Consider the following 18,625-nt stretch of genomic DNA (forward strand, 5'->3'; position numbering starts at 1 on the left):
AAGAGATGCCTCTTAATTTCAGATGTTTTTGCTCTCACTCAGGAGTGATTGCGTACATGAAATGTTATCGGATCACAAGGGAGAAAAAATATCTCCTTTCTGTGATAAGAAAATAAAATATTTCAAGTTCTCAGGTTGCTGAGCGGATAGATTGTCATTAGTCAATGATTTATCTCGGAACAAAGAGAAAACTTAGTTTTTGTACTCGCTACTACCAACCTTTGGGTCTCACAGAGTGTCACAAGAGTGCGATCATTGATCTCGAAGGGGCTAATTTATCTCCGATAAAAAGATTGTCCTTACGGTACCACTATTATCTTAATTGCTACCTCAGGAGTAATCGCTCTGCTAAACAAAAAAATTGTTTTAAAGTAATAGAGATGAATCTATCTAGCTTGGTTGTAAAGATTATAATAACTATCAGTTTGGCTGCTATCCCATTTTGTATATCAAACTGTAACTCTTTCACCTTCAGATTATTTTCCCATATTCCTACGCGGGCCTCTGAATAACGGCAGGGGTGACTATAGATTAATTAGCATCTGCAATCCCTGTGGAGCTATTGAAGATCCAGAGGTTAAGTATGCCAAAAGAGGGTAGGGATTTGGTAGGCAGTTTGAAAATAGATAGTTGATGTTTGTCCGTTGGAATTAGTGCTAGTTTAGAGTCTGGGTGGATTACTCTCTGAGAAGAAAACTTAAATTGGTTCTTAAATTTTCATTTATAGATATTCAACATGAACATATTCAATAATAACTGCTAACTGCTAACTGCTAACTGCTAACTGCTAACTGCTAACTGCTAACTGCTAACTGCTAACTGCTAACTGCTAACTGCTAACTGCTAACTGCTAACTGCTAACTGCTAACTGCTAACTGCTAACTGCTAACTGCTAACTGCTAACTGCTAACTGTGGAAAAATTATATATCTCCTAATGTCGTGACTAATATTGGCTTTGCAGTGGTAATCATGAGGCTTGTTTTTTTATGTTTGCTTTATGATTGTTTCGCAATAGAAAATATATCCATAAAGTCGATATTGCAGCAAAGAAACACCAGGTTGATACCCATGTTTCACGATGGGTAAAGTAGACGATAACACCGAGTGCCATGACAAGTGCCCAAAACTTCCTGAAAATCATATTGCTAGATAATAAAAATAAAAATCCGAGTAAAGAATAAATAATATGTCCAGCTGTAATAGCAAACAAGCTGTAATCGGAAGTGATATAGCATAAACTATGTCCGCATACACTCGTTTTTATCAAGTGTCTTGGCCCTGTTTCTAATAGGATCGGTACCCAAAGATATAAGCCAAAAATAAAACCTATGATTATTAATGTAATAAAGAAAATTCTTTTCCATTTTTTTGTCTCAAGACTAAAAGCAACGGTTGGTATCCAGGCAAGCCAAAAAAATAGAGCAAAAAATAAATAAAAAATAGAAGATGCTGCGGTCAGTGACACTAAATTTTCGTTGTATCCAATCCATACTACCCCTTCACTTACTTGCTGTAACGCAAAAAGGAGGGGGGTGACTGCGAGTAATAAATAGGTTTTATCATTTTTTATTGCATGTGTTGTACACAAAGCACCACCGACAATAAGCAGAGCTGCTGATCCGAACGATGCCGTGGCTGAAAAACACATAATGATTTTCTCTATATATAAAATATTCTAATTAAAACCAAGGTCTTATAACTTGATGTACAACATAACAATACCCTTAACCAAGAAAATCAGTTGACTTCGCTAATTTGTACTAAGCTACTTAATTTATCTGCGAAGACTATCTCTACTTCAATGCTTTCAATTCATCTTATGAGTTAAGCTGAAAAGACTAATAAAGCTATATTGAGCTTGCCTATATAAGTAGAATCTATGCCGAGAGGGTTAAACAAGTCAGTGTAATGATACTGTGGTGGTTGCATTATCTATTCCATTAATCAAAGTGGGTCTCAGTTTTGTCTCTTGGGTGTGGGGTTGGCTCTAACGCTTAACAGTCTTAATACGTCCGTTAAATTAAATACATTGGGGGGTATTAATCCTAGCGATACTCACCGGTCATTTACGATGAACACATTTATCATAGAGCGCTATTAAATCGTTGATACCAGAGTAATTGCCTTTTACTCAAGACATCTTAGATTTCAGATGTGCGCCACGAATAAGCCTATCTACCGTAAACGAGAACTGACAGTCAAAGGTCATCACTGCCATAGACCCGGTATCCTTGCCATGCTTTACGACTCACTTTGGATATTGCGGTTAGGGCTGGCAGTCATGTCCATTTGACCCCCTATTTTTCCAGATGATTGGCCATATAAGAATGATTGGGGTGTTTAAAATGGCGTTGTCTTGTTCGCGGTGATTGTAAATGGGACAATTAAGGTTTAATCCAGCAGCTTGGTGAATGGATATACCTTATTTGTTTAGTCTAAAACTCATATTCAAATCAATAGGCTTTTAACAAAGAGTATGGGTGGGGGTATTGGCGCCATGCTCAACATTAAAGGGGCAATATTTTATGATCGCTAATTATCAAGCTTTTGGAAGTGGCCGCAGTCCTTGCACTTAACTCCATGTTGATAGAAAAATAAAGGCATCCCCAAAAGTAGGAAAACCAAAAATGCGGGCTTTTTCCCCTTGGTAAACGGCTCGACATTTCGTGATGAGCAGGACTCGCATACTCTTTCTTCATCATGCCCTAATTCTTGGTCTACAAGAATGGAACGGTCTTGATTTAGTATTTTATTGGCTTCATCAAGGTCTCTTTCCGACACTTGAAGCCTGACTCCACCCATAGCATTAGAATATAGCCACTGCATATTGACTGTGTGCTCATCTGCAATGAAAGCGTGTATTCCTTCAGACTCAAGTCGTGCTTTTGCAATCTGCGCTTCATATGGAAATGAGAATCTAGCAACGGTTACTAGCAAGTGATCACCTTAGCGCTTAACGTCTTGAGATGCGGAGCGAAGTGTCTGAAAATTTAGACGTGTTATGTTTTTATAGCCCACTAAGGAAACCCCACAACTTACCCCACCGTTCTAGCTTTTGATCAGGGCTCAATAGCCTTGGCTGAACTTGAATAGGGTCGCCAAGTTGATCTACACCTTTCAATAAGTTGAGATTTACTGCTCCGCGAAGCTGGCTATTTATATTGCAGCCTACGGCTAGCAGTTGATTACAACCTTTGCAATGGTAGAAAACTGCAAGCTGATCTCCATTTTGATTAGTTGAAATTCCATCGCCAATGAAAACCGCAGACATAGTTGGGTCACTTATAATTGGGGAAGGATTGGCTTGGCAATAACTGCAATCGCAAATGCGCGGATTCAAAGCTTCGATCGGCTTTGCTAACTGAACTTCAATATGCCAACGGTTACATTTACACGATCCCTTAAAGAGCATAAAAATTAGTTCCAATTATGATGAAGTATAGCGTCTATATAATGGGCAAGTGCAGCGGCTCCAGAGCTTTATCGTACCTGCCACCGTAAGGACCGTAGCAACGAATGCCTGGTTCATTTGATTGTAATGCCGCTCAGCTTGAACTGGACACATCGTTTGCCACCCCAACAACAATTACGAAGTTGGTGAAAAACTCACTCGCAGTGAAGTAACCACATTCCCCAGACAAATTTACACCAGAGTTCAAAGCAATTGTGTATTTGTAGCTTCCATTATTTTGCTCAATGACCAGTAAATTGTCCGGGACTCATCTGGTGCTACAGCACCAAACCTAAGTCTATTGCTTGGAAGCTGAACAACTGCCGAGTCTACCTATATTCCACTTTGGTTCTTGATCATCACATTCGGCATCACCCCAAAGAAGCCTTTCTAACACCAATAGTCAGCAATACAGCGGTAACTAGTAAGCAATATCTTCTCTTCAAAATCTGATACTCCACAGAACGGAATAATACCCGCCAGCAGTGGCCGCAGAGAAGTGGAATTTCCTCTGGCTGAGCTTGGATTAATGGAATGAAATCCCCTTTAGCAAGACCGTCGTTTATGACTCCCATTAAATGCCAACTACTAAAGAATGGCAACCAAAAGACGGCGAGATTCTGAGGGAAAGACACCCTATAAAAGTAACGAGCTGACGAACAGAAAACGATATAAGGCTTGACCTGTAGGTGAGGTGGTAAGGGACACCAAAACTATATGATCGTGAATGCGGAGGTTGTATTGTGAAAGTTCATATTCTTATATAGCGAGCTACTATAAAGCTATCAGTGTGGCCGCTGACTCATAAGAGAGTAGTGTTGGAGCCGGTAGTTTGAAACTACCGGCTACCCGATTTAGGCTGGCTGTATCTTTGTATTGCGCGGATTAGAATTTGGGTCTGTGTTTTTCGATGATTTGGGCATCTACCCAATAGATATCGCCCTCAGGATCGACATCATCTTCTCTCTTAATGGGGTTGTGATTGAAGAACAGATACTTACCGTCTGGTGACACATACGCGCTGGCCTCATTGCCGGCGGTGTTTATGGTATCTCCCAGGTTTATTGCCTTACCCCAGGAACCATCTTGTTGGCGGAAACTGATGTAGAGATCTTTGTCACCGTAACCGTCGTCTTTTTCGCTGTCCCAGATGAGGTAAGAGCCATCGGCGGCAATGAAGGGGTGGGCTGTCCACTTACCAGAGTTGATATGCGGCCCCAATAATACAGGTGGCTGCCGCTTGCCGTTTCTAACGGTTGAAATACGTAGCACGTCATCGCTTTTGTAGTCGTCAAATACTATGGTGCCATCAGCTGAAGACGTCAGACGCATGATGCCCCAATCTTTGCGGTCGAACATCGTCCCCATACTTTTAATATCTGACCAGCCTGATTCGGTACGCACCATGTACTTGTTCCCCAAGTGCATGGTTTTGCCATCTGGGGCGAGTAGAGGGCGGCCGACCCTTGGGCCAACAACGGATTCGTGCCACTGGTTACCTATCTGCTTGAAACGAATGAGCAACCACTTTTCAGTGTCGACATCCATTCGGCTAAAGTAAAACTCGGTCATATCTGGTGTGAAAGAGCCGCTATAGTCACGATGCCGGGTTGCGACATAGCCCGGCGCGAATATTTTGGGTGTTAGTCCCGGTGGTGTTTGCCCAAGGTAGGGGCCTTCCAGCAGGGGAAGTGCTTCTTGGCTACAACCGTGGCTACTCACCGCAAGAAGAGAGATCAGGAGTATGATAAAACTACAAAAATGCTTCACAGCTTGTCCTTGTTTTTACATCAACGAATAAATGAACTGCGGACAATTTAATCAGTTCAAGATGAAAACACCTGAAGTACTTATGATTTTTAAATGATTTTGAGCTGACGGCACCAAACTTTTAAATCTAAAGTGCACAAAAACCAACACACTTGGCAAAAGTAAAGACCGGCAGCTGGGCACTGTAGACTGGTCAGCTTTCAAATATCTAGGGCAGTAAGATCGTGGGAATCCGTACCAACCAGCTGTCCTTGAAAGAAGGATACTAGATTGAAGCGCTTACGAGACTGAAATCTTTAGTCTGGAGCATCGCATAGTGCCGCCATCAAGGGTATAAGGTCGCCTCTCGCTGCTGTGCCGAGAGTACCCACTATGGATGTTGTAGCGCCAGCACCAAGCTTTAAACACACCAAACTCAACTCTGCCATATCGGTGTAAATCGACCACCAGCTAAAAAAATCAGGTCCTGAGAAATCGTTGGGCGAATATGGCTAGTTGTTTAACGATTCATTACTGGGTGGCCGATATGAAGTTAGAATTTGCTGCGGCTGGAGTGTGACGTAAGCTGTCTGGTCGCGATAGCAACGAACGACATTCGCTAGTTAGGCCCTTGCCTTCTAAATTGGCTCATATGATGAAATTCCAATATATGAGTCATATTCCTGTTTTTCTCTTTCCGAACCAAGCTGCTCTCTTGTTACCCGCAAGGTGTAAGCACCTTTTACATGCCCGTTTTCAATCACTATCCAATCAAATACATCTTCTGGACCGAAACCAAGTCGCTCACCTACTTGATGCCACTTTGTAAGCTCTTCTGGGACTTCGAAGAATACTCCTGAAAGGAAGTTTTCTTCGACATGGAAATATACATTTGACAGCCAAAGGTATAGAAACCGGTCTTCTCCAAGCTTTTCAGATAAATCCAGATATCTAAACCTTAGCTTTGCTGCGTAAATGGCTTTAGGACCGGATTTCACAAGATCGATGAAATCAGCAATAGTGTTCGATGCTTGAGCGAATGCCTTAAGCATTTCTTGATCTTGATTATGCGTGATTTTGAATAACGGTTCGATCATTATCGATTTTTCCTTGCCTATTTGCGCCCAGTATATCAGCGACCAAAGCAGGGCGAAGTAGTACGTAGGCAGTCCAACTCAGTATTTTTTAAGAGTGTACGCGCTATTGTTTGTTATGTATTTTTTACGTGTTAAAACTGTCTAGCAGCAAATAAGCCCGCTATAACTATTGCAACAAGGCCGGTGGCACTACACCAAAAACCGTGACTATTGCCGTTATAACTATCTAGATAGACAGTTTGTTTTGGTGAAGGGTAGCGGCCGAGAGTGATTAGTTTACAGATGGGCCAGCCAGTCCAGTAGCAGATGGTGCCGAAGAATATTTCCGCTAAGATATATCCTATACCTCGGAGAAATCCCCTACCTATCTCCCCAATTAACTCATCCATAATTACCTTCCTTGTTGATACGTAAAATGCATTGCTTAGCGGCTCATTGGACGGTAGCGTAGTTTTGGCTACGCTAGAAATTCCCGCCCAAAACAAAGTGGACCTCAAAGCATCCACTGGATTAACTTTCTATAATTTCTTACTAGTATTCTCTGTATTTAACATTTGCTTTAAATGCTTCGGCTTCAATTGGGGAATCCTCATACCCATGCTCTAACACACCTAACAAATGACCAGAAAGGACGTCCTTAAAGCTAGCTCGCTCTACTTGCAAAACATGAACAAGCTCATGTGCTAACTTCGGAGTATCCATCTGGAATCCCTTTCTTATGTATATAGAATAACCAAATACTTGTGCGTTATTCACAACTCCGTCGCCTATAAGTCCGGCTTTCTCGCCAATAAACTTTAGAAGTGAATTCTCACGTGGAAATGGCACTTCATCCACATAAACCAGTCTTATTTTTTCAGGGTTCTTAATGCCTATCTCTTTCGCAATATCAAGGTGCTTCTGATCTAGAGGGTGACCAACTTGAAGGCCTTCAGTATCAATTTTTTCAGCCCACTCTGCATACGGATTTACAAAGGTAAATTCAATTATTTTCTGATGAAAAACAAAAGGCAAAGCTAAAACAGCTAAACCACAAAGCAAAAATTTACTTTTCATATTTTACTACCGCTTTATACTATTCAAGGGGCAATCTACCATAAAAGCACTCAAAAACCATTAAGAATCAGTGGGTTATATCTAAATTGTAGCGATGGTGTTAAGTACGATTACAGCGATTTGGCTACTATTCCTTGTGTATGAGCGGTCCCTAAACACTCAGTAATATAAAAGCTTTTCAGGCCTTTTAGTCTTTTATCAAAAATACGTTCAAGCAGATTAGGCATATAATCTCCAGTTCTACCTAAATCAGAAATTCTAAAAGCCAATTCAAACGTTTAGTCTGTTCTGGGTTGGATAAACGCATGGATGCATGGTTTACTCGGGGGGATGCCTGTTTATCCCAAAACAGATAATTGTCTGCGAGTCGGAATGCATTGTGGATAGAGAATCGCACACTATAGAGCCGAACGATAGATAGTGGGTAGCCAGAAGCTGGAAACTGCCGGCTGCCCGATTTTAATACATTTTTAGCACGGAAGTACTGAAAGCGCCGAGCCCAAGGCGTTTGCTATACCATTTATTAGCTCAGTTGTGACTCGTGCCTTATTAAGTGCGATGTCAACCAGCAAGCCAAAAATGACAGAGATATAGGCCAGGTATCCAAAACCCATATAGTCATTGTATAAGATGGTATAAAACCAATCTTGACCATATGTGTATATGGCGGAAGATATGATGGTAGCAACAAACAAAAGCACTGCAGGTAAGAACAAGTGAGCTATTGCTTTTGGTTTGACGAAAGATACGGCCAAGAGGATAAGAAACATTAGAAAATTTGACCCAAGGAATATACGAAGGTCAAGTTTTAAATTTCCCACTATCTCAAGGTACTTTCCCTTAATAAGATCGCCGAGTGTATGTTGCGCAACTTTAATGCTCTTAAGGCGATCGAGGTAGCCTGCTGTGATAGACTGAGCCAAAGTCTTTTGTCTTTCACAGTCATAACCACACATAGAGGCAATTACACTTGCTATTTTTTGCGGTAGATTGTTATCTAAGTCTTCTTTAATTTTTTCCGACTCCAGTCCAAGTCTATTAGCAATGCTCAGCGCTTGATTTGCAACTGTAGATTCGCTTACAAGATGCTGTTTTTCTCGAACCTCCTTCTCTATTTGGTATTTTACAAATCCTTTTGCTGATTCTTCTATGCTCTCAGGCGACAAGAATGTAATAGAGAATAGAATTCCAAAAAATAGAATTCCAAATAACCCGGTTGAGCGTAATGTAATATTCATAGTTTCCTTAGCATTTAACGCCTGAGTAACCCGTAGCAAAGCGTAAGCTGTCCGGGGCCGAGGGCACACAGTATGCTGTCTTGGTACTGCCGTATGGGTACGGACTAATGAGGTGAAAGTCCGTTGTAGAAAGATCACCATTTAAGGAGGGTATTAAATGCCAACTAATAGCGAATGGCAACTGAAACACCGTGAGGTCTTATGGGAAGGAAGTCTCTAGCAAAGTTATGAAGTGACGAAAGAGAATGTCATACAGAGCTTAGCCGTGAGGCGAGGTGGCCAAAGACAGCGAAGCCAAGTGATAAAATGGGTAAAGTAAATGATGTAGTTGTGTAGTGAAAGTTCACGCTCTTATCTAGGAATTTATGCTTAGCTTGTTGCAATTAAGTTGTCACTGCTGATTACATAAATAGGCCCAACCCACTAGCCACCATCGAAGGGATAAAAAAAGTGCTGGAACATAACAGCGCCTAGGTCAGTTATGATCAAGGTGATTAATCAGACGTTGGCTGATGGCCTAATAGCCTAATGCTGAGATTATTACCCTGGACATGGTTAAGGCCTGCTTGAGGCTGTCGCCGGGTAGAAATTCATTGAGAGTAGTGAGCCACAGAGAAGTAAAACTGAATTGAGTGCTAGGAACACACAATCGAAAATTACTTTCCTTAATAGCGAATGACTTTCTTGATACATTTGAAAACCTAGTACGGTAAGCATCTGCTGTTATTTAGTAGTGGAGCTGTGAAATGGATACCCTGTCCACGTAGTGGGAAATGATGCACTGCTATGTTATGCAGTAACACGGCTAAGCCCTTACTTATGGCTTGTAATTTTCATATTCCCAGTGCATAAGATTAGCCAATTGCCTGCTAATACCTATCCAGCTTGTACATTGACATTGTTCAAGCATTGACTCTACCGTGCGAAGCACCTTCTTCCAACTGTATTCATAAAGAATGATGGCGTATTTGGTAGAACCTTTGCCGTGGAGGTTGTTTGGTGTAACGATATGAACTTGAAAGTTATCCCCGCTTTCGGTATCAGGCCCAATTCTAAAATTAACCCATATATCCACATCATATGGGTCATTTGGCACCCACTGGTCAATTGGATCATGGTCAACACAATCATAGCTGTTGATGGTGGCTTTCATCATTTCTCTTAAAGGTTGGGGCGAAAGTCTCTTGTGGCGAGACCACCGTCTAATGGGCCCCATTAAATGCTATCTACTAGCAAGTGGCAACTGCAATATCGCGATTTCTTGTAGGAGGTGTGGCTAAGGAAACGGATGCGATGTGAATCAATGGGCAAAGTAAATGATTCAGTTGTGTAGTGAAAATTCACACCCTTACCTGGAGTAAACCGTTTAGCTATGCCCCTATCAGCATGTCAGTTGAGTCATAAGTCGGCCCAATCGGATATCCCCCATCATGAGAATAGAGAGAAGTGATGGAACACAGTAGTGATTGTTGAGGAAAAATTTATTGGGGCCTGGAAGGCACTCATTGTGGATCCGCACTATGGATGGTGTGGGAGCCGGTAGATAGAAACTACAGGCTAGAAACCTTCCCCCATTGAGTAGACGCCTACCTTTTGAATAGGGTAGGAAAAAATGCCGAAAATACTGAGTGAAGAGCGAGTTGTTGAATATTCAACAGAATTCAAAGTTAGAGTGGTAGCTCTCACTAATCAACTGAAAGTAGATACGACTACTATCGCCAACATTATTGGTTTGCATCCAGTAATGGTGTATAGATGGCGACAGGAAAGTAGAGAAGGCAAGCTGGTCGAGAAGCCCAGTCGTAGAATAAGTATGACAAAAACAACGAAAAATCGGTCTCAAACCGATGATAAAGAGATAAGACGTCTAAAAAAGCAGGTCGAGAAATTGCAAAAGGAGAATGATTTCCTAAAAAAGTGGGAAATGTACCTGAAAGATCCAAAGCTGAAAGATTCTCGTTCATAGCTCTTAATCGATCAGACTTTGGTGTCAGGTACTTATGTAGATACTTGAATGTTTCACCCCAAGGGTTTTATAAGTGGCTCAATCGAGATGAGAGCACTCGTGACATAGAGAATAGGCGAATTCTAGGGTGTATCGAAGCTATCTATACACAGCATGATGGTAATTATGGAAGTCCAAGAATTAGCGCAGAGCTGAAAGCTAATGGTGAACGAATAAATCACAAACGCGTTGAACGCCTTATGAGAGAGGCTGGAATCGTGGGGAAAGCTGGAAGGATCTATCGTCGACGCCCTTTGCCTGGAAATCCTTATATTAAGGTTGAAAACCTACAAAGAGAGCATGGTATGCCGAGTAAACCAGACTCTCAATGGGCTGGTGATGTAACCTATCTGAAGATCAATGGACAATGGCAATATTTAGCTGTGATTATTGATCTTTACTCCCGGAAAGTGTTGGGTTGGGAGTTGTCGGATACTCGAACTGTTGAGCTAACACTGTCAGCGCTAAATAAAGCTGTTCGTCGCAGAAATATAGAATCAGATCTAATATTTCACAGTGACCGAGGTTCTGAGTACGGTGCTTATGCATACCAAAGTCGACTCAAAGAACTGGGTATTGAGCCGAGCATGAACCGTCCAGGATTTATGAATGATAATGTGTATGTAGAATCATTTTTTCAAACACTGAAAACTGAGAGTTTCAAAGGATTTAATTTTGAATCCGTTGAGGAACTAAGAGCTAACTTAGCTTGGTATCTTGATAGGTACTATAACTTTAAAAGAAGACATGGTTCACTTGGGTTCAAAAGCCCAGATGAATATGAAAGAATGGCCGCATAAGATGAATATAAGGTGGCGTCTACTTTAAGGGGGGAGGCTTCCTACCGGATTGAAGCATACTACCCAGCTATTTTTTTATTTGCGTTAAAAAGTATTTTCATTTTGTTAATCGTTGGTTTGTGTGTTGCTTCGTCAAATAAAGATTGGGCCAATGTTAATCCTTTTTCTGAATCTAATAGAGATGAAAAGCAGGCGCCAGCTAATTTTATGTCTCTTATACCCAGAAGATAATGTGTTTGATACATTACTTTACAAGTTTCAAAAACAGTTTCGATACTGTCTTTGGTATTAATGTGCATCAGAAGCCACATAAGACTTTTAAGAATATAACTACTACTTTCTGTTATTTTCCATAGGTCGAATGACTCCTTTGTGGAGTCTGAGCTTAGGCCCTCTGGCTTGCCATAGATCATAGTTCTTCTACTATTGTGTGACTCTTTTAAAATGAGTTTAGCTCGCTCACTAAATGAATTTACACCTATAGATTCAACGAGTTCTTTACAATCTTTAAGCCATTTCTTACTAGGTTTCTTTGCCTTATTCAGGCACTTATTTAATAAACTGCACCATAGATTTTGGGTGCGATCATCATCATGAATAATGCTCTTAATAAAAACTTCACACCAGCTGTCGTGGATTGAGATTGAGTTTAGGGTATTTAAGCATGGTATTGTTGTTTCATATTTCTCAATCAAATATCTCTTCGCATTATATTCATCCAATATTTGTACAGCATCAGTAACTACATCGGCATTATCTCTAAAATGATAACGATATATGTGATGACTTCTATTCAAACAGATATCATATAAATTTCTCTCAGGAATTACTTCTTGATTTGGGCAAGCACCCAGGCTTAAGAATTTTTTGATTCCATCAGAACTCCATTTTGCGACAGAGAGGCGAAGTCCGAAGTTTAATAAATTCTTATTTATAGGGAAGAAACTATCTTGCGTAAAAATCCAACGGGATAGGTGACCCATATCAGGGACGCATGCATCGAGTGACCAATCGAGTATAGATAGTATATAACTTGGCTTTTCAGCTATTTTTTTAGTAATATACTCAATTAACTCTTGCTCTCTTCCTTGTTTAAGTGCTATAGCTAATTTATTTACTTCACCAATGTCAAAGATTTGATCTTCGAATCCTTTGTATATGCCAGTTGTAGATACGCTAACTTCTATATCATCTAATAAGTTCACTCTATATATATCCTATTCAAAACCGTAATCGCTTAACGCTTACCACAACCATAACCACATAGAGCAAAAACATGTATAGGAATAAATGTCGGATTGCTACCACTTGGTACTCTCAATACGGGCGGAGACTAATGGGGTGAAGTTCCCCTGTAGAAAAATCACCGTTTAATGAGTCCATTAAATGCTAATTACTAGCGAATGGCAACTGTAACATCGAGAGGTCTTGTGGAGAGAAAGCTGCAAGCAAAAAGCTGTGGGCTGAAGAGCAGAGATATCCTATAAGGCCCAGCCTGGAAGCGGGGCGTTCAGAGGCGGTGAAGCTATGTGCTTTAGTAGGTAGAGCAAATAAGGTAAGCATCTATTCGATGGGGAAGGCTTCTTACGGCATAGCTATAACTTGCTTTGATTGCTTTGTTGATTCTCACACTTTTGTAATCCCACGTTTTTCCTATGTGATACCAATTTGGCTTTAGCGGGAAAGACATATTCTTTTGCCACTTTAGGCCATACTGACTTTAGGTTGTGCTCCATTCTAAATGCGATATGACATAACCACTCTTCAGTTTTCGGAGCTCTTGTAATTCTGTCTTTTTCGAGCCCATCGATTATCTGGTAGATCGCTAAAGCATTCATGTAAGCTGCTTGTGAAGCGACTTCTCGTTTAAGAAAATATAATCCTGATCCTACAGTAATAGCTATACCTGTTACGAAAGCTAAAATCTGAGGTATATATTTCATATTTCTCTTGAAAAGTAACGTCATGCGAAGGCCCAGCCGATAGTAGCTTACTGCTTGCTAGACATTTCTCGGACTAGAGCCAACCCTTCTTTGCCAATGTCCCCGAGCAAACGAGTATGTGAGCATGAGTGAATCTTAGGTGTTGAGCCAAATTCTCCAAAAACCAAATATTGGTACCCGACCACCATGTGGGATGCGCACATGTCATCGGCAAACAGTGTGTTTTTTACTACCAAAGTATCTGCAGTGCCCTTTAATTTCTCAAGTACAACTAATTTGTTTGTGACGACACCATCGTCGCCGAGAGTAGAAGAGCGAACCTGGCCAATGTAGACATAGTCAGACTCCAGATATCTCTCCTTAAGTGGAGATTCTACGCAATAGCAACCGAGCGCGGCCTGAGCAGAAAACATAATTATTAAAAATACATAGATTCTCAATCTAAAACGACCTTATGGTTATTGTCCCGCGTAGGCCGATGGCTCGTAGTATACTGGCTAGCATTGTTATGGCTGGAGCTTCCCTTGCCTCTGCAACCAAAGTGCGCGCTCTTCCTCTTTTGAGAGATTAGGCCTAGTTATCAGCAAAACTATGAACATGTTCATCAAGCCAATGAATAGTGTAAACGGATTCATGGTTACATAGAATAGCATGGGCCCAAGTAGAAATATTAAAATGGCGGGTATTAGGCGTAATTTCAAGCTGTGAACACTTATTGCCAGACGGACAAATCCGCCTAATACTACTCCAGGAATAACCCAGTCAAGTACTGATATGAATAATTCTGGAGCAGAATAGAAGATGGCAATAGTTGGAATAGAGCCAATAATGGTGGCAATTAGCATGCCCCATAAACTCTCTTTGCTTTCTAGAGTCCTAAGTATGTCTTTTTCTTTTTTGTAATTGTCCATTTTACGTTCTTTCACTAGTTGCCATGATGCCTTGCTCAGCCGCCACCGGGATGGAACCACTTTTTACTAGCATAGCGTACAATACAAAACGGGCGGAGTGTGGGTGATCGTGCATAGCAAGTTGTTATAAATTTTGCGAGTTCCTTCTAATATGAGCTTCTTTAGATTTGCTATTTACGTATTGAATAGCGCCGTACACGTCAATATTTTCTGGATTGTAAAAAACCAAATAGTAAAAATCTTGATTTTTTTCTAGGCGTATCGTATCACACGGTTGATCGTTAATATCCTTCCACATAGATATAAGATGCTTTGACTGACTCAGAGCCTTACAAATATAGTGTGTAGCTTCATACCGCTCTTCCATGACCTTTATCTTACTTCTAATTGGTCCAAGGAAAGATCTTACTTTTAGCGGAACGTCATCCTTCGAGTTAACAAGTACCGCGTCCTTGGAAAGTAATTGCAATAAATCTTTCTTGGCAGGAAAATTGGAGTGGATCACTCTATCTAATAGCTGTTTTTTGTTCATACTCTCTCTACGTTGGCCTTGCCCACAAAAAGTAGACATTCTAACTATACATATTTAAGCTCATACTCTGCTGGACTTACATAGCCCAATACAGAGTGCATACGAACTCTATTGTAGAAAATTTCAATGTTTTCTAACACCTCAGATTTTACTGTTTCTTTGCTTTCAAATGTCCTAGCACAGACCAACTCGACTTTTAGCCTGATAACAGGCAATTCTATTGCCGCATTATCCCAGTACTTAATCTAATACTGAGGTTACTCTCCGCAGGCAGGAGTTCCTCAAAGCTTCTAATTTGGTTCAGCGCTTCATATAGGGTGCCTCACTGAACTGCACTGATGAGAGCAAACTTAAAGAGTTGATCGAGCTATGGCGAGAGCTATTAATGGATATCAACTGGTTTATGCGCTACTTAAATGAATCTATTGTCCGTCTGCATGGTCTATGTCGATCTCAATCCTATCCGTGCCGATATTGCAAAAAACCCAGAGGACTCCGATCACATATCCATTCAACAGCGTATTCGCACTATGACTTCAGGTGAGCAACCTAAAGACCTACTCCCGTTGTGGGCGGCGAGTGTCTTAATATGCCGAAAGGGCTACCTTTTTACTGGATCACTATTTGGCACTAGTAGACTGTAGTGCTCGCCATCTAGCCCCTCCAAAAAGCGAAATGCCATTTCTCAATAGACGACGCCTATCCTTGAACGGCTGGGCATCTCAGCCAAACACAGGCTCTATCTCAAGCGGATCTTTGAAAGCCTGGAGGGTTTAGCAGAGGCTGTACGGCAAACCTGTATTCAGCTCAATAAACGCTGGGTGCATGGCATAGGGGAGTGCCAACGTTTACTTTCGGCATCCCAGCCTTTCGATGCTACTCCTTCCGACTTGGCCAAAGTTACGTAATTTTCAAACCTAAAGTATAATTTTTTAGCGCTCCACCTTGCCGTACACCAGGCTAGGAGAAATAGTCGTTAAGACAGAAGCGCTGTACTATTTCTGGTGTCGCCTTTCAATCTATGGGGGTTCTAGTGTGTAGCCTGCTCAAATAGTAGGCATCTACTCTATGGAGAGAGGTTTCCCTCCGGAAGTATTGTTACGAAGTATCCAGTAGCTTTTCCTGTTATGGTTTTAACTGCCTTGAAAAGGATAGTTAATTTTCCGTGCTGGTTTCAGCTAGCTCTGTTACGTAAACAAAAGTATTCTCTAACCCAGCTTCTTTATGTTCTAAAGCCTCCTGTGCGGCAGGGTTTAAGAAAGCATTTAAAAAGGCATCACGACTGGCGTAACGCACAATCATAATCTTTTCCCAGTCGATAGTATCTTCAGTCAAAACAATATCAACATCCATTGAATAGGTAGGGCCGCTGTTGTAAGAAAAGAGTATTAGCCCAATGGTTTCACCATAGATGCTATTAGCTTCTTCGCCGGTTAATTCTGTTTCTCGCCCGTCAGAATATTGTGCTGTTTCATAAAAATCGATGAGGTTCATCATAAAAAACGGGGAGGGTGAGTCGCTGACAATCATGTCGATCATGACATCGATATTTGTGTAAAGCGATACCGCATCGCCGCTATCATCCAATACGCCTGTATTGAGAAGTAGTTCAATGGCTTCGTCTTCATCAAGATTATCCAGGCTTGGGTCAGAGAAGGAACCGGAAGGTTCAAACGGAAGATTCCCAGGTATTCCTAATATCCAAGTTTGATCAGTTGAAGCTCCATACAGCGTATTTATAGCGGTTGTAAAATCGTCTGAATTAATAGCTTCTAGTAGTGCATCAATGTTCGGAAATTCGGCGATACGAATCGCACTAAATTCCCGTTCAGCGAACATAGTTGCCGCTACTGTACTCGCAAAAACAGTGCCTCCACCTACGTTAGACCATACTGATTCAATCGAGCTCTCGTAATTGCTAAATCCATAGGTATCACTCACGGCGATAAGCTGCACAAGAGCCAATGTGTTCGACGTATCCTCATATTCTAATAGCGCCTGCATTGTTTCTTTGCTAAAGCGGCCCTGAGCATCGCCAAATTGTGCCAGCAACGATTCACTTGCTGTTGTGGTATCCTTGGGTGTGTCATTGCTGTCAGAACCACTATTATCGCAGCCTAGAGCCAAACACATACACGTGAGAATGAAGCACTTTATAAGTGCCTTATTAGCTGTGTTTAAAAAAATATTTTTATAGCCCCTTTCCATAAATTAACCACCCCATGAAGTATATTCTGTAGTTTTACTTAATCAAGCAATTAAGATCCTTACTAAGCTTGCTAATGAAAATAGCAAGGGCTCATAACCTAAGGCAGACTGAAGGGTATCAATGGTGTTTTTTTGCGTATGGAAGGTGATGAAGAACGTTATGCGATATCGAATAATAATTGCTTTAAGGTAATAGTGGGTAGATTCCCATTTAAATCAATCAAGCTTGCACTTAACAATTTAAGATTTATAAAAATTCTTAAATTTAAAAAATTTTTTATTAATAACTAGAATAGATATTTTCTGCGTTTTGATTGATGGCCACCGAGGCAGAGCAACCAAATATTACCTGTCCCTTTTTTTACGAAACTGAGACCACAGGGAGCCACATAAACATGCATAATATTGGGTATCCTTCGGAGACCTGAGGGGTCGAATAAAGCTACCAGTATTTGTTATACATCTAAAGTTGATCGAACCCAGAAAAAATTGCACAACGCCTCTCGCTAGGATAAAGCCATCCATGAGGGGAGGGGCCGCTAGCAAAGCTACAATCTGACGAACAGAAGCATAATATAAGACACTGTTGGCAACATCCCCCAGTCTTTGGTTGCCCCATTGTGGGCTGGTATATGTCGATTATCGTGTGAATTTAGAGCAGAGGAAATATCATTTAGCCCCTTCGCCATCTTATTCTTTATTATATTTCTCGAAAATAAATCGTTTAAAAACTTCGATCTGCTTAGCTTTGTATTGAGATTGACGATATACAAGGCTGAGTTTCTTAGGTGGTAACTTGTTGTTTTGGAAAAGAGGTATTACCAGTCCTGATTCAATTAGCTTAATAATACTCTGATGCAACTGGAACCCAATACAGATATTCTTTAGCGCCATGGTTTGAATGGCGTGAACATCATTTATTCTATGGTGAGCATACGTCTGATTATTAAACTTGTTGTTCTTTAACCACTTTCTTACTTCTGGTGAAAGGTCCTCGAGAGGTGGCATGGCAACGCGATGGGAAGTAAGTTCAGAGATTTGAGTAGGTGTACCATGTGTCGCGAGATATTCTGTCGTTGCAAAAAATGTGGGTCGAACCTCACATAGCTCGCGGGAGATTAAACGTGTACTGTCCGCAATCTCACCAATTCTAAAAGCAAAATCAAGATCAGAATCACTAAAGTTAATAATGGATTCGGAATACTCCAGCCGATATCTAACATTTGGATAACGCTCAGAAAACTCACTTAACCAAGAAGACAAGCTTGAGTCAACCAAAGACCGGGATAACGTTATTTTGAGGTCCCCTTCGACGCGCTCGTTATCATACTGAATGCGCCTTTCTGATTCGCTGATTTGCCTTAGTATTGCAGCACTGCTTTTGTAAAAGCTTGCGCCATGCTCTGTAAGTACCATTTGCTTATTGGAGCGATCAAATAGCTGCACGCCAAGATCATACTCCAGGTTTGTAATCTGCTTACTAAGCGCTGATGGCGTCTTGTTTAGACTGTCAGCGGCAAGCCGAATACTGCCAGAATCAACAACAGCCACAAAAGACTCATACTGGGTAAACTTCGACATATCACTTTCCAAAATGGAAACTCCGATCGCATTATAGGTCACTTTTTGTCATT

At 41.1% G+C, this 18,625-nt stretch carries 18 protein-coding genes; 2 read left to right on the top strand and 16 right to left on the bottom strand.

What is annotated here, in order from left to right; translation table 11 throughout:
• Positions 1-968: 968 nt before the first annotated feature.
• The 8 genes from ACG1BZ_RS05530 to ACG1BZ_RS05565 form a co-directional block, all read right to left on the bottom strand.
• Entirely contained in the window at positions 969-1,649 is a 681-nt protein-coding gene (locus tag ACG1BZ_RS05530) for a DUF6629 family protein (RefSeq protein WP_413664739.1), read from the bottom strand.
• Between the two features lie 884 nt (positions 1,650-2,533).
• Positions 2,534-2,938, bottom strand: a complete 405-nt coding sequence (locus ACG1BZ_RS05535) for a DUF2007 domain-containing protein (protein ID WP_413664740.1) — start codon at positions 2,936-2,938, stop codon at positions 2,534-2,536.
• Positions 2,939-4,337: 1,399 nt separating this feature from the next.
• Complete coding sequence (locus tag ACG1BZ_RS05540) at positions 4,338-5,222, bottom strand: hypothetical protein (RefSeq protein WP_413664741.1); 885 nt, start codon at positions 5,220-5,222, stop codon at positions 4,338-4,340.
• Positions 5,223-5,839: 617 nt separating this feature from the next.
• Positions 5,840-6,298, bottom strand: a complete 459-nt coding sequence (locus ACG1BZ_RS05545) for a DUF2314 domain-containing protein (RefSeq protein ID WP_413664742.1) — start codon at positions 6,296-6,298, stop codon at positions 5,840-5,842.
• A gap of 131 nt (positions 6,299-6,429) precedes the next feature.
• On the bottom strand, positions 6,430-6,687 hold the full coding sequence (locus ACG1BZ_RS05550; RefSeq protein WP_413664743.1) for a hypothetical protein: 258 nt from the start codon (positions 6,685-6,687) through the stop codon (positions 6,430-6,432).
• 142 nt (positions 6,688-6,829) lie between these two features.
• Positions 6,830-7,354, bottom strand: a complete 525-nt coding sequence (locus ACG1BZ_RS05555; RefSeq protein WP_413664744.1) for a hypothetical protein — start codon at positions 7,352-7,354, stop codon at positions 6,830-6,832.
• A 470-nt stretch (positions 7,355-7,824) separates the two neighbouring features.
• Positions 7,825-8,592, bottom strand: a complete 768-nt coding sequence (locus ACG1BZ_RS05560) for a hypothetical protein (RefSeq protein ID WP_413664745.1) — start codon at positions 8,590-8,592, stop codon at positions 7,825-7,827.
• Positions 8,593-9,409: 817 nt separating this feature from the next.
• Positions 9,410-9,745: an Imm8 family immunity protein gene (locus tag ACG1BZ_RS05565; RefSeq protein WP_413664746.1), complete on the bottom strand. Its 336-nt coding sequence runs from the start codon at positions 9,743-9,745 to the stop codon at positions 9,410-9,412.
• 459 nt (positions 9,746-10,204) lie between these two features.
• Between ACG1BZ_RS05565 and ACG1BZ_RS05570 the strand changes: the two genes are divergently transcribed.
• The gene (locus ACG1BZ_RS05570) at positions 10,205-10,558 is read left to right on the top strand and encodes a transposase (RefSeq protein WP_413662312.1); all 354 of its coding nucleotides are present in this window, start codon (positions 10,205-10,207) and stop codon (positions 10,556-10,558) included.
• Positions 10,510-11,397, top strand: coding sequence for an IS3 family transposase (locus ACG1BZ_RS05575; protein ID WP_413662311.1), 888 nt, complete (start codon positions 10,510-10,512; stop codon positions 11,395-11,397). Before ACG1BZ_RS05570 ends, ACG1BZ_RS05575 begins: the two co-directional genes overlap by 49 nt.
• 59 nt (positions 11,398-11,456) lie before the next feature.
• Here the strand turns inward: ACG1BZ_RS05575 and ACG1BZ_RS05580 are convergent, their stop codons facing one another.
• The 8 genes from ACG1BZ_RS05580 to ACG1BZ_RS05615 form a co-directional block, all read right to left on the bottom strand.
• Positions 11,457-12,602, bottom strand: a complete 1,146-nt coding sequence (locus ACG1BZ_RS05580) for a hypothetical protein (RefSeq protein ID WP_413664747.1) — start codon at positions 12,600-12,602, stop codon at positions 11,457-11,459.
• 390 nt (positions 12,603-12,992) lie between these two features.
• Positions 12,993-13,340 carry a hypothetical protein gene (locus tag ACG1BZ_RS05585; RefSeq protein WP_413664748.1) on the bottom strand — a complete coding sequence of 116 codons (348 nt, stop codon included), beginning with the start codon at positions 13,338-13,340 and terminating at the stop codon, positions 12,993-12,995.
• 47 nt (positions 13,341-13,387) lie between these two features.
• The gene (locus ACG1BZ_RS05590; RefSeq protein ID WP_413664749.1) at positions 13,388-13,780 is read right to left on the bottom strand and encodes a hypothetical protein; all 393 of its coding nucleotides are present in this window, start codon (positions 13,778-13,780) and stop codon (positions 13,388-13,390) included.
• Between the two features lie 66 nt (positions 13,781-13,846).
• Positions 13,847-14,251 carry a hypothetical protein gene (locus ACG1BZ_RS05595; RefSeq protein WP_413664750.1) on the bottom strand — a complete coding sequence of 135 codons (405 nt, stop codon included), beginning with the start codon at positions 14,249-14,251 and terminating at the stop codon, positions 13,847-13,849.
• A gap of 124 nt (positions 14,252-14,375) precedes the next feature.
• A complete protein-coding gene (locus tag ACG1BZ_RS05600) occupies positions 14,376-14,783 on the bottom strand; it encodes a hypothetical protein (protein WP_413664751.1) in 408 nt (135 codons plus the stop codon).
• Positions 14,784-14,827: 44 nt separating this feature from the next.
• Positions 14,828-14,923: a hypothetical protein gene (locus ACG1BZ_RS05605; protein ID WP_413665849.1), complete on the bottom strand. Its 96-nt coding sequence runs from the start codon at positions 14,921-14,923 to the stop codon at positions 14,828-14,830.
• Positions 14,924-15,938: 1,015 nt separating this feature from the next.
• The gene (locus tag ACG1BZ_RS05610) at positions 15,939-16,991 is read right to left on the bottom strand and encodes a hypothetical protein (RefSeq protein WP_413664752.1); all 1,053 of its coding nucleotides are present in this window, start codon (positions 16,989-16,991) and stop codon (positions 15,939-15,941) included.
• A 690-nt stretch (positions 16,992-17,681) separates the two neighbouring features.
• Positions 17,682-18,572, bottom strand: coding sequence for a LysR family transcriptional regulator (locus ACG1BZ_RS05615; RefSeq protein WP_413664753.1), 891 nt, complete (start codon positions 18,570-18,572; stop codon positions 17,682-17,684).
• Positions 18,573-18,625 lie beyond the last annotated feature (53 nt).

It is taken from the genome of Microbulbifer sp. CNSA002, assembly GCF_047324085.1.
In the GTDB taxonomy this organism is placed as follows: Bacteria; Pseudomonadota; Gammaproteobacteria; order Pseudomonadales; family Cellvibrionaceae; genus Microbulbifer.

What these genes read in the sequence shown, in the direction of transcription:
- ACG1BZ_RS05530 (WP_413664739.1), bottom strand. Translation starts at nt 1,649, where the DNA reads ATGTGTTTTTCAGCCACGGCATCGTTCGGATCAGCAGCTCTGCTTATT.
- ACG1BZ_RS05545 (WP_413664742.1), bottom strand. Translation starts at nt 6,298, where the DNA reads ATGATCGAACCGTTATTCAAAATCACGCATAATCAAGATCAAGAAATG.
- ACG1BZ_RS05550 (WP_413664743.1), bottom strand. Translation starts at nt 6,687, where the DNA reads ATGGATGAGTTAATTGGGGAGATAGGTAGGGGATTTCTCCGAGGTATA.
- ACG1BZ_RS05555 (WP_413664744.1), bottom strand. Translation starts at nt 7,354, where the DNA reads ATGAAAAGTAAATTTTTGCTTTGTGGTTTAGCTGTTTTAGCTTTGCCT.
- ACG1BZ_RS05560 (WP_413664745.1), bottom strand. Translation starts at nt 8,592, where the DNA reads ATGAATATTACATTACGCTCAACCGGGTTATTTGGAATTCTATTTTTT.
- ACG1BZ_RS05565 (WP_413664746.1), bottom strand. Translation starts at nt 9,745, where the DNA reads ATGAAAGCCACCATCAACAGCTATGATTGTGTTGACCATGATCCAATT.
- ACG1BZ_RS05570 (WP_413662312.1), top strand. Translation starts at nt 10,205, where the DNA reads ATGCCGAAAATACTGAGTGAAGAGCGAGTTGTTGAATATTCAACAGAA.
- ACG1BZ_RS05585 (WP_413664748.1), bottom strand. Translation starts at nt 13,340, where the DNA reads ATGAAATATATACCTCAGATTTTAGCTTTCGTAACAGGTATAGCTATT.
- ACG1BZ_RS05595 (WP_413664750.1), bottom strand. Translation starts at nt 14,251, where the DNA reads ATGGACAATTACAAAAAAGAAAAAGACATACTTAGGACTCTAGAAAGC.
- ACG1BZ_RS05600 (WP_413664751.1), bottom strand. Translation starts at nt 14,783, where the DNA reads ATGAACAAAAAACAGCTATTAGATAGAGTGATCCACTCCAATTTTCCT.
- ACG1BZ_RS05610 (WP_413664752.1), bottom strand. Translation starts at nt 16,991, where the DNA reads ATGGAAAGGGGCTATAAAAATATTTTTTTAAACACAGCTAATAAGGCA.
- ACG1BZ_RS05615 (WP_413664753.1), bottom strand. Translation starts at nt 18,572, where the DNA reads ATGTCGAAGTTTACCCAGTATGAGTCTTTTGTGGCTGTTGTTGATTCT.